Genomic DNA, 16,444 nt, shown 5'->3' on the forward strand with positions numbered 1-16,444 from the left:
GTTATACCCATGAAAGAATATAATCTGTTTTAATAGACTACAGTATGTAAAGTAAGAGCTCAGTGTGATAGACTATAGACACCAGGATCCAACCTAAGAAATCATTGTGCAAAACGAATTAATTAATCATGCTTCTCATCCCCCTTCATTAAGAGTTTTTTTCGCCACGGAAATGTGGGAAAGATATGGATTTTATGTTGTGCAATCCTTACTAGCACTCTATCTTGCACTGCATTTTAAATGGCAAGACGATAAGATCTATGCATTAGTGGGTTCTTTTACCGCACTCACCTACCTTTCACCAGTGATTGGAGGATGGATTGCAGATCATTTACTAGGCCAAAAAAGAGCGATTCTTGCGGGAGCAACTTTCCTATTCTGCAGCTATATAGCACTCACTTTACTAAGCTCCGATTGGGGTCTGACAGTTGCATTAGCCGGGGTGGCTGTGGGGACAGGCTTGCTAAAACCCAATATCTCATCTCTTTTGGGTAATGAATACGACATTGGTTCTCCTAAACGAGAAAGTGGTTTCACTATTTTTTACATGGGTATCACTACAGGCATCATTTTAGGAACAACTTTACCTAGCCTACTTAACGCACGCTTTGGCTGGTCAGTTTCTTTTGCTAGTGCTGCTTTTGGGATGATTATTGCTTTTGCAGTTTTTGCATTTGGTACTTATCGCTACAAAGTAGCTGATTATCATCCCTATGAATATCGGCTGGGTAAGTTAATTAAGGCAACCGTTTTGATGTTTGGATTATGGCTAATTTCTTATTCTATTCTTGACTTCCCTATCTTTGCCGATTCAGCCTTTGCAGCAGTCGTTTTACTCTCGTTGGCTTATTTAATCTATTCTATTCGACGCGAATCACCAAATCAGGCAAAACAAACCGCTGTTATCGGTTTATTGTGCATTATTTCGGTTATGTTTTGGGCTTTCTATTTTCAAATGTTTATGTCCTTAACCCTCTTTATTTCTAGGGTTGTAGAACCAAAATTATTTGGAATTAACTTTCCTCCTCCCTATTATGTCGGTATTCAAAGTATCGGCATGATCCTTTTTGGCTACTTATTTTCACGCAGCAAAACTCAGCTGACCTTGGTTCAAAGCGGGATTCGTACTGGAAAGAAATTCTTGCTCGCAATGGTTTTCATGGCTGCTGCCTATGCCTTAATTACCATAGTTTGCGCAAACTCTAGCGGAGCAGCGCTATTATCTCCTTTATTTTTTATCCCCGCTTATTTACTGATTTCAATTGCTGAATTATTGCTCTCACCCGTAGGACTATCGGCAATAACTGTGCTCTCCAGTCGCAAAAAAGTAAGCACGATGATGGGTATCTTCTTTGTATCTTTAGGGATCGGAGGCTTTTTATCCGGAAAGCTTGCTTCTTTAACTTCAATAAAAACAGAAAACTTATCCCTACTTGAATTAAAGGCACATTATACACAAACTTTTTCGACGCTTTTTAATATCTTAATCGTCGCAACAATCGTTTGTTTCATTTTATTTCGCGCGATAAAGGCACTTTTATCGCGTCATCAAGTCGAAACCACATCAACGTCTTTAATCAAGTGCCATTAGTTGGTACTAATCTTCCACAGCACGATAGATAGCCACGCCCACATGCGGTGGGTGGGGGTTAATAAATTTCTTCGATTTGAGCGCTTTTTGTACCTGTTTTAAACCCTGCCTCCAACGTTCCTTGGTTGAGTAAGCTGAAAAATCAGCATCCTTAGTCGATGACTCCCAGTTTTTTTGCTGATATTCGAGCTGCACGATATCATAATCGGATAAACATCCCAGAGAGGCTAGTTCTAAATTGTCGGGCAATAGTTGCTTATCTTTTGGTAACTGCTTATAGAGAGCCCCAATCGCTCGGCGTAAATTATGTTTATCTTCAAAATGGCATCGCTGTTCGTCTGAGCGACTACTATAATTGATTTCGAGGTTTCTTTTTTTCACCTCATCGATGCTATTAGGTAAGTCCCCAATAGCACTCCATAAATCCACCATAAAACAAAGTGAACTAACTCGGGGTTTATCATCCAAAACAACCGCTAGGGGAGTATTGGAATAAACACCTCCATCCCAATAATATTCACCCTCAATTAAAATGGGAGGAAAAGCCGGAGGCAAAGCACCACTTGCCATAATATGTTCCGGTCTAAGTTTTTCAAACTTACTATCAAAATAGCGTATTTTGCCCGTATTAATATTAGTGGCACCCAGACTGAGGCGTATTTCACATTTGGCAAGATAATCAAAATCAACAAGCTCCTGGAGAAAAGCCCGTAATGGTTCGGTATCGTAAAAACTATTCCACGGGCCATAATACATATTAAATAGTGAGTCTAAGCGAGGTTTGAAAAAAACGGAGATCCCTGATAAAACGATATGCTGATACTGCATGTCAGCAACTAATTTACGCAATGGGTCGGGAAAATCATAACCCGCATTAAAAACCTCAGGTTGAGTGACTGCATCCCAGAATTGTTTTAAACGAGGTAATCGATTCTTAGGTTCATTTCCTGCAATAATTGCTGCATTGATGGCACCTATCGAAGTCCCCGCTATCCAATTAGGAGTATAATGTGACTTCTCAAGCCCTTCATAAACGCCTGCCTGAAAAGCACCTAATGCCCCACCACCCTGAAAGATTAGTACGATTCTCTTTTTTACAGGGTTGTCATGTATTTCAATCGCGCTTCCAAAACTGGCTGCCATAGAGAGCTCCATTTCCAGAATGATAGTTGGAATAACTACATTGTAGTACAAGCAATAAAAAGCTTCTTTTATCAAATCTGTGTAGGTTGGCTTTGTTTCATGATCAGGATAGGAGACTTGGCCCTTGGCCTGAGGTATCGTCACTTTTTTTTGAACAAAAATAGCTGTTGCTCCAATTAGTAGCTTGATCCGTTCGGGCTGAGTCCTTCGAGAGCCTCAGGATGCTCGGGTGCGCGTAGCGCTGTCTCGAAGCCTTGTTTGATGCAAAGCCCCCCTTCGAGTGCCTCAGGACAGGCCTTCGAGACGTCGCTGGCTCCTCCTCAGGCTGAACGGTTCAGTAAAACACTGGATTTAGCTCCAAATATTATTCAAAAAAAAAGTGACGATACCTCAGGCCCTTGGCCCAACATTTATAGAAGGTTTTAGAAAGAAACCTTTGAGAGTTTTAATTTTACTGTTATTATCCACCCCTTTTGAATAAGATTTTTATACTTTATGACCGAGCAACAATCATTTTTAAATCAACTACTAAAATCGTTAGACGATATCCAAGCGAGCGATGTGACCGTTATTGATGTGAAACAACAAACTTCTGTTACTGATTATATGATTATCTGTAATGGACGTTCATCTCGCCATGTAAAAGCTATCGCTGATGTGGTGGTTGAAAAGATGAAAGCTGTAGGATTAGCGGCCCTTAGCCAAAATGGCCTTGAATCCGGTGATTGGGCTTTGATCGATTTTGGCGATTTTGTGTTACACATCATGCAAGCCGAAAGTCGTGCTTTTTATAATCTTGAAGGACTTTGGCAAGCTAATCCACCAAGTAAATAAAATTATGCTTAAAGTTACGCTGATTGCTTGTGGTAATAAAATGCCTTCTTGGGTTGAGCAAGCTGCTTCTGAATTTTCAAAACGATTGCAGGAATTCGTTCAGTTTAACTTAATTGAAATTCCATTGGCGAAGCGTGGAAAAACAAGCGATTTAACGCGTATTTTAGAAAAGGAAGCGGCATTAATATCGGCGGCGATTCCACAACACTCGCGTATTATTGCTTTAGAGATTGAAGGTGGTTCTTTTAGCAGTGAAAAATTAGCTTTAAAGCTGGAGCAATTGCAACAAATCACCAGTCATTTATGTTTTCTTATTGGCGGACCAGAAGGACTAGTCCCCTCGATTGTAGCGAAAGCTGATGAACGCTGGTCTTTGTCCCAACTCACTCTACCACACCCGCTTGTGCGGATTATTCTCTTAGAGACACTTTACCGAGCTTGGTCAATTATACATAACCACCCTTATCACAAATGAAGTTTTAGGCTAAGATGGCTATTTTCCTCAACTCTATTTTAAATTTTGCAGAAAATGCGATTTAATAATTCCGTGAAAAATGATCGATTAGAAGCCCAATTACATCGTTCTCGATTAAATTTACTTGTCATACTGATAATTATCTTATCTTTGGTACTTATTTTACGTTTAGCCTATCTGCAAATAACCGAATTTAAACGATACGAAACGCTCTCTCTAAAAAACCAAATGAGTATCATTCCGATTGCTCCTCCTCGTGGCATTGTTCTCGACAAAAATGGCATAGTCTTAGCTGAAAATATCCCTGTCTATGTCTTAGAAATTATTCCCGAACGTGTCAAAAATCTAAAACTCACTTTGAAACAATTACGCATTCTTCTTCCATCGATTACTGATGAGGATATCGACAATTTTAATCGCGCGTCTAAACAAAATCGCTCCTTCGTACCCATTCCTCTTAAACTTAAATTAGACCAAGAAGAAGTTGCCATTTTTGCGAGCAATCAATATCGCTTCTCTGGTGTGAGTATTAAAGCCAGACTCATGCGTTACTACCCACTCGGCGAAGCGACAGCTCATTTACTTGGTTATGTCGGTCGAATCAATATCCAAGAGCTGCGTCAGGTTGATCCGACTAACTATCGAGCAACCAACTTTATCGGCAAGTCAGGGATCGAAAAATTTTATGAGGATATTTTGCATGGCGAAGTAGGCTATCAACAAGTAGAAACAGATGTCAGTGGCCGAACCTTGAGAGTGGTTAACAAGCAAAATCCAGTGTCCGGCGAAAAACTATACTTAACGATTGATACACGATTGCAGCAGGTTGCATACCAGGCATTGAAAGATAAGCGAGGGGCAGTAGTTGTGTTAAGTACTCATGGAGGAGATATTTTAGCGATGGTTAGCGCACCTGGTTTTGATCCTAATCTTTTCGTGAATGGGATCAGCACCGAGAACTATAAGAAATTAGCCACCGCACGTGATAGGCCCCTTTATAACCGAGCGGTGCGAGGTTTGTATCCACCTGCTTCAACCATAAAACCTTTCATGGGCCTGGCAGGTTTAGAAAAAGGAATTGTCGACACCAGCTATAGCATTCATGACCCAGGTTGGTTTAGATTACCCGGTGTGAGCCATGCTTATCGCGATTGGAAAAAGACCGGGCATGGTTTTATTAATTTAAAACGTGCCATAACCGTCTCTTGTGATACCTATTTTTATCATTTGGGTCACAAAATGGGTATTGCAGCTATTGAAGATATGTTAGTTCAGTTTGGCTTCGGTCAACTAACTCATATTGATCTGAATGAAGAAGCGCCTGGATTAGTGCCTAACAAGCATTGGAAAAAACAAACCAAAGGACAATCTTGGTATCCTGGCGATACAGTTATCACCTCGATTGGCCAAGGTTTTACCTTAGTCTCTCCACTGCAGCTAGCTAATGCAACGGCGTCATTAAGTCAAAAAGGCAGACGTTTTAGGCCGCATTTATTGCATAAATCCATTCAAAGCGACCGAGAAGAAACACACGAATATAAAACTCTTGAAGAATATCCTATCAAGCTTAAAGATGAAAATTATTGGACAATCATTGCCGAAGCAATGCAAGCCGTCATCACCAGCAATGAAGGAACTGGTTATCGTTTTGGTAGAACCGCACCCTACTCTGTCGCTGCAAAAACAGGTACAGCACAAGTATTTGGGGGTAAACAGTATGAAAAAGCTCGCAAGGTGAAATACGAAGATATTCCTGAATATTTAAGAGATCATTCTCTGATTATTGCTTTTGCTCCTGTTGAAAACCCCGAAGTTGCAGTTGCTGTAATGGTAGAAAATGATTTAGCAGCATCCAATGTCGCTCGTAAAGTGATGGATGCGTATTTTGAACTCAAAAAAAGCGAACCTAAGTCATGAAAACACGTCATACACGACCCGTTTATCGTTTGACCGTTAAATCTATTCATATTGATTTACCTTTGTTAGGTTTACTGTTGGCCTTGGTCGCGATGGGAATGTTAATCCTCTACAGTGCTTCAAATCAGAATCTCAGCATGGTTTTTCGTCAATCAATCAGACTAGTATTTGCACTAGGCATTATGATGATTTTTGCTATCATTCCCCCGCATAAATATAAAGCTTGGACGCCTTGGATTTATGGTGTGGGTTTAGTGCTACTTATCGCAGTGATGTTAATGGGAAAAATTGGTAAGGGGGCCCAGCGTTGGCTTGATTTAGGATTATTTCGTTTCCAACCCTCAGAAATAATGAAATTAGCCATTCCAATGATGGCCGCCTGGTATTTTGATCGCAAACCTGTTCCTATTGATTTTAAATCGTTATTGATGGCAGCCTTAATGATCTTCATTCCTGCTGTGTTGATTGCTAAACAGCCTGACTTAGGTACTGCAATTATGGTTGTTGCATCCGGCTTGTGCGTTATTTTCTTAGCTGGAATAGGAATGCGAATCATCCTGTTTATTGGAATCGTGATTGGCGCTGCGGCCCCTTTACTTTGGCATGTCATGCATGATTACCAAAAACAACGAATCTACACTTTACTTAATCCAGAACAAGACCCCCTGGGTTCAGGCTACCACATCATTCAATCCAAGATCGCAATTGGATCAGGTGGTGCTTTCGGTAAAGGATGGCTTGAGGGGAGTCAATCGCATCTTAATTTCTTACCAGAACATGCGACAGATTTTATTTTTGCGGTAAGTGGCGAAGAGTTTGGCTTTGCCGGTAGTTGTATTCTGATTGCTTTAGTGATTCTCATCTCCCTGCGAGGACTGCATATCGCAAGACATGCTCAAACCAGTTTTACCCGCCTTTTAGCTGCCAGTTTAGCCATGACTTTTTTCCTTTCTGGCTTTGTTAATATGGGAATGGTCATGGGTATTTTGCCGGTTGTGGGAGTTCCTCTACCTCTAGTCAGTTACGGTGGGACAGCAATGGTGACCTTTCTCACCAGTTTCGGTATTTTAATGTCGATTAGCTCCCATCGCATTTTATTTAATAATCTATCTTATAATCGCTAACGAATAATGTTGCCTCCGTAAATCGAAGCTAGTAATCTGAGTCAATAACTATTCGTTGATGCGTGCATTAATAAAAAGATGATGAGATTATTACACAGCACGTACAGTTTCTTTCTTTATAGTCTATTGCTATTAGTGACGGTTTTTCAGCCCATTAACGCTGCTACAACACAGCCCTTAAGTACCGATTCAGCAAGCGCTGCTAAAGGAAATAGCATGACAGCCAACTACTCGTTTACACAATTAAACTGGGATAGTTCTGTATCCTTAAATGGATATCAGCCAAGTTACACCTTTTATCTCCCGCTTGCGAAACATTTGCACACACAGAAAGCAATACTACATTTAAAAATGGACTTTTCTCCTCTTTTAACTGTCGGAACAAGAGTTGATATTAAGTTTAATCAGACCGTTATTCGTCGCTTAGCTCTACCTACAACCTCGAGTAAAGAAGCAAGCTGGGATATTGAATTACCACTGGCACAGTTATCAAAAGATTGGCAAACCTTGAACTTCTCAGCTCATTTAGTCAGTACAAAAAATTTATGTGATCCTAATATTTGGATCTATATCTCACCGGAAAGTAGCCTTACTCTAACTACAGAGGAAGTACCTTTTGAGGGTTTACTACAGCAACTACCCTATCCTTTTATTGATCCGGTAACAATTAACCCGATTCCAACAATGTTAGTTCTGCCGCAAAACCCTAGCCAACAAGAAATATTTTCTTTGCTACAAATAGCTCTACAACTGGGTCGATGGTCAGGTAACAGCAAGGTGAATTTATCGACTGGTTATATCAATGAAAGTGTCGAACTACAAAAACTCAATAATTTAATTCTTATTGGAATTGCTGGGCATTTATTTCCAGATAATGGATTAGCTCGCTTGACTCAGAATCCAACCGTTAATAAAGCATTAGACAGTCATTCAGGGATTCTTCTACTCAGTCAATCACCCTTTAATCCGGTGTATGGTTTATTAGCGATTACCGGAAGCGATTATGCTGCTCTAAAAAAAGCAGTCACTACTTTTTTAGCCCCAGAATCGAAAGCCATTGTTTCTGGAAAATTGGCTATTATTGATCAGGTTCAAATTCATCCAATTATCCAATCCGAAGGTGAATGGTACAAAACAACTTTTAAAGACTTAGGTTATGAGGATCAAAGTGTTACAGGGCTAGGACAACACAAGGTCAGTTTTAATGTTCCCCTACCTAATGATCGAATACCTCACTATGCGACCATTAAAACACTTATTACCGCTCCGATTTTTCCCGGTAATAATTATTCGCAAATCACTCTCTTAGTGAATGGTTCTAAACAGTCTTCTTTTTGGCTAACTAAAGAACATTCTTCTTGGCCGGTTGAAATAGACACCAGTGCGATGAAGCCTGGAATAAACAAAATAGAATATCTCGTTAATCTCCATATTAATAATGAGCTCTGCACTCGTGAAAATTATGATGATCTCTGGGCAACAATTTATGCAGAAAGCGAATTTGAAACCTCATTCTTGAATAATTTTCCTCTTGCCATGTTAAATCAACTTCTGGTTCCATTTAGCACCGAAGTCACTGTTATTTTACCCGCGTCGCTATCTAAAGAGGGGATAGATAATTTAGCTAATTTATTTTTTAAAATGGGGCAATTAGCTAACTCTAATCCAATAATTTTTAATTTTCGCAGTAGCCACGAAATCGATGAAGATTTTATTCGTAACCATAATGTAATTCTTTTTGGAACACCCGCAACAAACCCATGGGTTAAATTTGCTTTGAATTATATGCCAGTACAATTGCAGGGAAATTCACGACTATTGAAACTACCACAAAAACAAATGCAAATTTCTAGCGGATCTTCTACAGGCTTGCTGGAATTAATGCCCTCTCCCTGGAGTGAGGGCAATGCTGTTTTATTGATAACAGGCGACAATAATCCTGCTCTTTTTTCTGCAGTTAACGCTTTAGTTAGTGATAAAAAACGAATGAACCTCAATGGCAATATTGCCATCATCAATCCTGATAAATCCTTTGAGATTCTTAATAGTTATGACAATCGCTACATTAGCTTAAAGCATCGATTAACAATTTACATGTCTAATCTAGGCAAAAACTTACTCTATTATTTAAGCACTCATTTACAAATTTTTATTTATTTAATTGCTATATTAGTGCCCTTGTTCATTATTGTACGTCGACGAAAATAAAGGATTAGCCAATGAAAAGGGATTTTATGAAAAATGCATCTGCCCAGGCTCTCATCTTCCTCTCTCTACTTAGCCTTAGTTACTACGGCAGAGCGAAGCCTGCTGATCCTAAACATGCTTTCCCAACGACAACTAATTCGATAGTCCCCTCTCAATTTTGGCTTAATAACGCAAAACCCTTTCAAACTAATGCCTGGTTTATTAATTTTATGATGGACCGCACTAAAGAGGGCCAAAGCAACCCAGTCACTGTTTTCCCTTACCAAACCAAAATTAGTGCAAAAGGAATCAGTATAAGTTACACAGGACCGAGATATTATGCAGAACCGACATATCCGGAGCTTGTCTCTGCTTTTTTTTATCAATTTGAAAATCAATTAACACTCGGCTCTTTGGAAGCAATGGATAGTTATGGCCTAGAGTCCGAGCATGGCTTTAAAATTGTTTTACAATGGCAAAATGCTCAGCAACAGAAAATTACAGCCCCTCTTATCCAAGGTTCTCCTTATTTAACTGAGTTTTATATTAATGCCATACCCAAACTCAGTTCACCCTTTAAATGGTTATCGATTAATCAGCAAACCACAGCCGGGCCCTTAGCCGCTGCCAATCGTTTTGAATTAATCCAAGCACTCAATCAACAACACACTCAAACCTGGATTCTCTATAGCGAAAAACCTATTCTTTTTAATTGGATTGTTAGTCCCCAAGGTCAAGAATTAACAGCAAAGGAACCTTATTCAGGTTGGGTAAGATTGGTTTTACAAAAAGACACAGCTACAGCTGTAGAAAATGACATCGCCACGCTCGATGCCTATAGTCAAACGATCCCGCTTGACTATCAACAAGACTATACCACCCGTGATTATTCTTTTACTTGGCTAACCCAAAACAATAAGCCACCATTAATGCTTTCCTTACCTCATCAACGAAGTTCGCTGCCGCAACATTCTTTAGTAAGCTATGCAGGAATCAAAGGACTCATGCTAGGAGAAACAACGTTACAGCGGAAAATTGAACTTCCTGAAACCCCTATCTTTTTTTTAGAACCCAAAAACCTATCTACTGAAGATAGCCGAAATTTACATAAAGCCTTGTTAACAGACGCAAAAAATTTAGTTCAACAACCTTTCCCGGATGACGGGCCGTATATGACAGGTAAACGATTTGCTCGGGCAGCTCGTTTAATTTTGATTGCCAATCTGCTTAAACAAGAGCAAGTAAAACAGCAATTGCTCCAATTTATTGAAGAAAAACTAGGAAAAAAAATGCGGGGCCATTCAGGATGGCATTTTGAGTACGATACCACCTGGGGTGGAATTATACCCAGTGTCGATAATTATGGCGCGCGACATTATACTGATCATCATTTTCATTATGGCTATTGGGTCTACACCTTTGCTGTGATTGCCAAATTTGATCCCAAATGGATAAATCATCCTCTTCCAAGCGCTTCCTTTTCACCCAAAGAATGGATTGATGGATTAATTCGTGATTATGCAAATAATGACAATCAAGATCCTTATTTTCCTAAACAACGGTTTCAAGATGATTTTGCCGGGCATTCATGGGCTTCTGGATTAACCTCTTTTGTGGATGGGCAAAATCAACAGTCAAGCAGCGAAGCAGTCAATGCCTATTATGCTATCGCTTTATATGCACAAGCACGGCATGATGAGAAGTTATTGAATTGGGCTCAATTTCTTACTGCACGCGAAATCGTGTCGGCACAAATGTATTGGCAGATTCCTAATGACAGCCCAATTTATAATAAAAAATTTAAAGAACATAATCAGGTTGTTGGCAATTTATGGGACGCTAAAATTGATTCAAACACCTTTTTTAAGAAATGCGGAAGTGAATATCGCTGCGGTCTTGAATATACTTTTGGTATTCAAATGCTACCTTTCACTGCTATTTCCGCACAATTACTAAATAAACAATGGCTTAAGGATGCTTACCCAACCCTAAAAAAATTAATCAATAGTGAATATGGCTTCATCACCCCTGCATGGCGATGGATTTTGATAAAAGGAGCTGCTTCAATTATGGATAAAAATGAAAAAAACTATTTTTTACAACAAGCTATCGATTCAAAGCCCGATGAATACGATAATGGGGATTCAAAAACTAACACAATCTATTTTTTGATAAATGATTAGTTTTTCAAGAAAGGAAGCTTGGATAAGCCAATTTATTCTTCTTTTTCTCCTGCAATTTATGGCGATGACGACCTATGCTAGCTCACAACCACCCATTGTTGCAGCGAAGAGCTATTCTTTAATTACTGAATCTTCAAAACCAAGCGATCCAATCTTCGCTTTGCCTCAAAAAGCAAAAGAAGCCTTACAAAATAATTTACCTAGCAAGAAAATACTGCAATCGAGCTCAAGCTCTAAAGAATGGCTATATTCAGTACTCTATTACCTCTTCCTCATAATGGCTCTTACCGGAATAGTCCCGGTCATTGCGTTTTTTATCGAACATAATTTATCCGGGTTGCATGCTTTTTCGAATCATTATCAAAAATGCAAAGACTTTTGCCCAAAGATCGCTGTTGTCGTTCCAGCCTGGAATGAAGCTTTGGTACTCGAGCACACTATCGATATTTTACTAAAAATGGATTATCCCCTTTCTGCTATAAAAATTTACATCATTGATGATGGAAGCACAGATAATACTCAAGAACTTCTTGATCTAAAAAAATTAGAATATCCAGAAAATGTTTATCATGTACGAAAAGAAGGAGGAGGAAAAGGAAAGGCACATGCAGTGAATTATGGTTTAAAAGCGGTTCTTTCCGAGGATTGGGCTCAAGCTTTCCTCTTAATTGATGCTGATATTTCGTTTAAAAAAGATGCCCTGCGTCGATTAGCTCGCCATATAGCTGATCCTGAAGTGGGTGCAGTAACCGCTTATATTAAAGTAGGAAATCGACAAACCAATTACATTACTCGTTCAATTGGCTTCGAATATATAGTGTCACAATCCATTGCCCGCAGAGCACAAAATGTTTTAGGTGTCGTTGCCTGTTTAGCTGGAGGAGCTCAGCTTCATACACGCGAAAATATTGAAGCCTTAGGCGGTGAAATTAATACTTCTACCTTAGCAGAAGATACCTATACTACTTTTTCTACCCAAAAATTAGGGAAAAAAGTTATTTTTGAAGGTAATGCCTATGTCTATGCTGAGGAACCGAAAACGGCTATCGATGTCTGGAAACAACGTTTTCGTTGGGCAAGAGGAAATATACAAATCACCAAAGCCTTCAAAGACGTTTGGTTTCGTAAATCTATAAAATCACGCTTAGGTAATTTAATGTTTGGTACTATTTGGTTTTGCGTCCTTTTAACTCCCCTCATCATGATTCTTTCTGCTCTTGGCTTAGTGGGCTTGTTTATCCTTGATAAAGAACATTCGTCTCATATTTTCTTTTATATAGCGTCCGTGAGCCTTTTTGTTTATCTATATACCACTCTCTTTTCAATCCTAGTGGATCGCAGAACATCCAGCTTATCTTGGCTTGAAGGCATCCTTTATCCAGGCCTAGTTTCCTTAACTATCCTGGCAATTTCAGTGAATCCTGATTTCTTTTTCAAACAGCTAAGTGACCTAGTCGGCTCGTCCAACCCGAAACGCCTTAATGAAATGGTTTTACTTTTTATGGAAACCTGGAGTGCTCTGTGTATGTTTTGGGCATGGGTTGTTTTTAGACTCGAATACGCTGGGGTATCTACCCGAATTACTAATTTCCTATTTACCATTGTAGGTTATGGTCCCTTGTTATGCACAATAAACCTTGCCGCTTATATTGCGGAAATTAAACGCCCTAACCTTAAGTGGGATAAAACAGAAAAAATCAGTTCTAAACGAAGATTATACCCACATATTGTAGACGCGAAGCCTTTCGATTTCGATAAAACCTTAGCTCAAGACCTACGTCGTGAATATCATTTTTTATTATACCAACTCCTGAGCTTAATTATTGTTTGTGGATTATTCATTATCTTCTATTTCTTGTAAGGCATTATGAAACTAATCTACCTGATCTTACTAAGCTTTTTTATCCTGACAGTTCATGCAGAACCAGTCGTATTTTGTGATGTTTCTAAAGGCTTAGATTTAATTAATCAAGAAACTTTTTCTCCTTCACAAATCGACATGATTTTAACGGCTTGTGATCAAATATCTCCTAACTCACCCTCGGTGTTATTACTTCATGGACTGTTTGCCCGCCTAAAAGGACAGCAAGATAAACAATATACGCAAGCTATTCAATGGCTTGAGAAAGCACGAGCGGCTGCGCCACAAGATTTATCGATTAGATTAGAGTTAGCGACCACTTACAAAATGGCCAATCAATTAGCCAATGCATCGCAACTATATCAGCAGATTTTGTCACAAGATCCGCAAAATCGTGCCGCTTTATTAGGTCAAGCCGGAATACTGAGATTAGAGTCTCAATTTAATACAGCAGCCATTATTTATCAAAATTTATTAAAAAATAGTCCGCATGATGTTGATGCATTAAATGGTATGGGTTGGGTTAAAACTGCAGAAAAAGACTTAATAAGCGCAACCCAATTTTTCCAAGAAACCTTAAAAATACAACCGGAAAATCAAGAAGCCCTACTGGCACTAAATAAAATCAAGCAAACTCAGTCCCAACAATGGGGCCCAAACCAGCTCTGCAATGTTTCAAAAGGATTAATTCTGCTCAATCAGGCTCATTCTCCTTTCACAGAAATTAAGAACATTTTAAATATCTGTACGCTGAATAAAATAGATAACACTGAAACTCAGCTATTACAGGGTTTATTAGCGCGAAAAGAAGCACAAACCGATAAAAATTACAATGATGCCTTTTTCTGGTTAAAAAAAGCGATGCAATCAGCGCCTAAAAATGATTATGCACCCGCCTTAGAGCTAGCCCTTACTTACGAATGGTCCGAACAGTTAACGAATGCCAGCCTTATTTATCGCAATATACTGAATGAGGATCCTGAAAATAGAGCAGCTCTGTTAGGTCAGGCTCGCGTTTATCGCTTAGAGAAAAAATATTCTTCTGCGCTCAATATTTATCAAGCACTGCTTAAAAAGAACCCCAAAGATACCGATGCATTTAATGGTCTAGGATGGCTTAAATTTGCAGAAAACAATTACCAAGCGGCCATAGAATATTTTCGTAATACTCTAGCCATTCAACCTTTAAATAAAGAAGCAGTCATTGCGCTTTCGCAAATAAGAGAGGCCCAATTACGTCCACTCAGCCCTACCTCTGCTTGCAAAATAAATGAGGGGCTTAAATTACTTAATCAAAAAGCACCCCCTTTAGATGATATTGAATCGATTATAAAGCTCTGTGAACAAGAAAAACCACAAGGCTCGGAAGTCGCCTTACTACGTGGATTATTGGCGCGATACGAGGCACAGCGTTCTAAAAATTACGATGACGCTATATCTTGGTTGCAAAAAGCCATGCGGTCAGCAGAACCTAAAAATTTTACTCCAGCCCTCGAATTAGGGGTGACCTATGAATGGGCTAACCAACCTAAAAAGGCGCAGATAGTCTATGACCAAGTTCTTACTCAAGATAAAAATAATCGCGCTGCGCTCCTTGGTGAAGGTCGTGTTTTGCGGCGATTATCTCTTTTCGAACAAGCCAGTCTAGTTTACGAGCAATTATTGGTAAAAAATCAACAGGATATCGATGCAATTAATGGGCTTGGCTGGGTTGAATTTGCAAAAAATAATTTAAAGCAAGCGACGCAGTTTTTTGAAAACAGTCTCAAAATTCAGCCCAAAAATGAAGAGGCAGCTCTAGCATTAAAACAAATCTCCGAGACAATGCGACAGCAACAACTCGCCGCAATTTCTAAAGCACCTGTGTTATGTGAAGCCGATCAGGGATTAATTTTGCTTAATCAACCCAATCCACCTATTGCGCAAATCGAAGCGATTTTAGCTCGTTGCGATAGATACACCACTAACCAGACTTCAAACCTGATGCTACATGGTTTACTCGCTCGTTACGAAGCGAAAAAAAATAATAAGTATAAAACAGCCATAACCTGGCTTAAATTTGCGATGGAAACCGCAGAACCAGGCAATCTGATGCCGGCGATGGAATTAGCAGTCACTTATGAATGGGCACAAGTTCCTAGAAAAGCCTTAGTTATTTATCAACAAATATTAGCTAAAAAACCGGATGATCGCGCCGCTCTCTTTGGAGAAGCCAGAGCCCTAAGAAGTTTATTCCAAGTTCGTGATGCAATGATGATTTACCAACAGATGCTAAGAAAATCACCAACTGATACGGAAGCCCTCAATGGCTTAGGTGAAACTTTGATAACAAATTATGAATTAAAGAAAGCAAGACAAGTATTAAGTGAGTCGCTCGCTTTAAATCCCTATAACAATCAAACCCTCACTGACTTAAAGACGCTAGATAAAACCACAAAAAATATTTTAGGCTTAACAAAAGGTCATTATGTTGTCCCACCTCGCTCATCGGATGGTATTAATTTATTCTATTTCCGTAACTTGAATGCGACGGATGGATTTACCCTTTTTGCCACTCATAACACTGCCCAAATAGAAAGTAACTTTGCAGCCGGCCCAAGTTTGCTGCCCAATAATAGCCTTTTACTGGGATATCAACACATCATCCCCAATCAATATGGCTGGCAGCTCAGTTATGATGGGCGTCAACACAATGGACTTCCTTATGAAAGTCGTATTTTTGGCTCAACCAACGTCTTTGTCTTACGCAATTTGCAATGGTTTGGTGGCCTGAGAGTAGATTTTCCCAGGCCATGGAAGACTCAATTAGTAGTTTCAGGCTTGACTGTTGTTACTCCCTTACCTGTGAATATTACAGTCACAGGTTTCTGGGCTTTTCAACAAATTGGCGGTTATAATTCCTCTTATTCGCTAGACTTTAGTAAAGAAGTGAATAATCGCTTTTTTTACGATATTGGTCCTTCGTACCTGGAACAACAAAAAAGCTGGGAAGTTCATGGTCGACTTATCTTCCCAATATTTAAAAATCAGGCTTTAGTGGCCGAAGGTTCACATTATTTCTTTAATCGAAGTACCTACCTTACTGGTGGTTGGCGCATATACTGGCAATAATCTAGGGAGAGAGAGAAG

Annotated in this window: 10 protein-coding genes; 9 read left to right on the plus strand and 1 reads right to left on the minus strand. The window is 39.4% G+C overall.

All coding sequences use genetic code 11. The features are described from left to right. Nucleotides 1–106 precede the first annotated feature (106 nt). On the plus strand, nt 107–1,591 hold the full coding sequence (locus Ldro_RS01505) for a peptide MFS transporter (protein ID WP_058494659.1): 1,485 nt from the start codon (nt 107–109) through the stop codon (nt 1,589–1,591). Between the two features lie 6 nt (nt 1,592–1,597). Here the strand turns inward: Ldro_RS01505 and Ldro_RS01510 are convergent, their stop codons facing one another. Continuing rightward, entirely contained in the window at nt 1,598–2,734 is a 1,137-nt protein-coding gene (locus Ldro_RS01510) for a patatin-like phospholipase family protein (protein WP_065235888.1), read from the minus strand. A 495-nt stretch (nt 2,735–3,229) separates the two neighbouring features. On the opposite strand from Ldro_RS01510, the gene rsfS reads away from it, so the two are divergent. From rsfS to Ldro_RS01550, 8 genes are all read left to right on the plus strand, one after another. Continuing rightward, the gene (gene rsfS / locus Ldro_RS01515) at nt 3,230–3,568 is read left to right on the plus strand and encodes a ribosome silencing factor (RefSeq protein WP_058494661.1); all 339 of its coding nucleotides are present in this window, start codon (nt 3,230–3,232) and stop codon (nt 3,566–3,568) included. A 4-nt stretch (nt 3,569–3,572) separates the two neighbouring features. Continuing rightward, complete coding sequence (gene rlmH / locus Ldro_RS01520; RefSeq protein ID WP_058494662.1) at nt 3,573–4,043, plus strand: 23S rRNA (pseudouridine(1915)-N(3))-methyltransferase RlmH; 471 nt, start codon at nt 3,573–3,575, stop codon at nt 4,041–4,043. A 54-nt stretch (nt 4,044–4,097) separates the two neighbouring features. Further along, nucleotides 4,098–5,960 carry a penicillin-binding protein 2 gene (mrdA, locus tag Ldro_RS01525; protein ID WP_058494663.1) on the plus strand — a complete coding sequence of 621 codons (1,863 nt, stop codon included), beginning with the start codon at nt 4,098–4,100 and terminating at the stop codon, nt 5,958–5,960. Beyond that, nucleotides 5,957–7,084 (plus strand): rod shape-determining protein RodA, encoded by a 1,128-nt coding sequence (rodA, locus tag Ldro_RS01530; protein WP_058494664.1) that lies wholly within the window; start codon nt 5,957–5,959, stop codon nt 7,082–7,084. Before mrdA ends, rodA begins: the two co-directional genes overlap by 4 nt. A gap of 216 nt (nt 7,085–7,300) precedes the next feature. Beyond that, nucleotides 7,301–9,292, plus strand: a complete 1,992-nt coding sequence (locus Ldro_RS01535) for a cellulose biosynthesis cyclic di-GMP-binding regulatory protein BcsB (protein ID WP_058494665.1) — start codon at nt 7,301–7,303, stop codon at nt 9,290–9,292. An 11-nt stretch (nt 9,293–9,303) separates the two neighbouring features. Next, on the plus strand, nt 9,304–11,454 hold the full coding sequence (locus tag Ldro_RS01540) for a glycosyl hydrolase (protein WP_058494666.1): 2,151 nt from the start codon (nt 9,304–9,306) through the stop codon (nt 11,452–11,454). Further along, nucleotides 11,447–13,315, plus strand: a complete 1,869-nt coding sequence (locus tag Ldro_RS01545; protein ID WP_058494667.1) for a glycosyltransferase family 2 protein — start codon at nt 11,447–11,449, stop codon at nt 13,313–13,315. Before Ldro_RS01540 ends, Ldro_RS01545 begins: the two co-directional genes overlap by 8 nt. Nucleotides 13,316–13,321: 6 nt before the next feature. Continuing rightward, the gene (locus tag Ldro_RS01550) at nt 13,322–16,426 is read left to right on the plus strand and encodes a tetratricopeptide repeat protein (RefSeq protein WP_058494668.1); all 3,105 of its coding nucleotides are present in this window, start codon (nt 13,322–13,324) and stop codon (nt 16,424–16,426) included. Nucleotides 16,427–16,444 lie beyond the last annotated feature (18 nt).

Origin of the sequence: Legionella drozanskii LLAP-1 (genome assembly GCF_001467585.1) — a bacterium.
GTDB classification, from domain to species: Bacteria; Pseudomonadota; Gammaproteobacteria; order Legionellales; family Legionellaceae; genus Tatlockia; species Tatlockia drozanskii.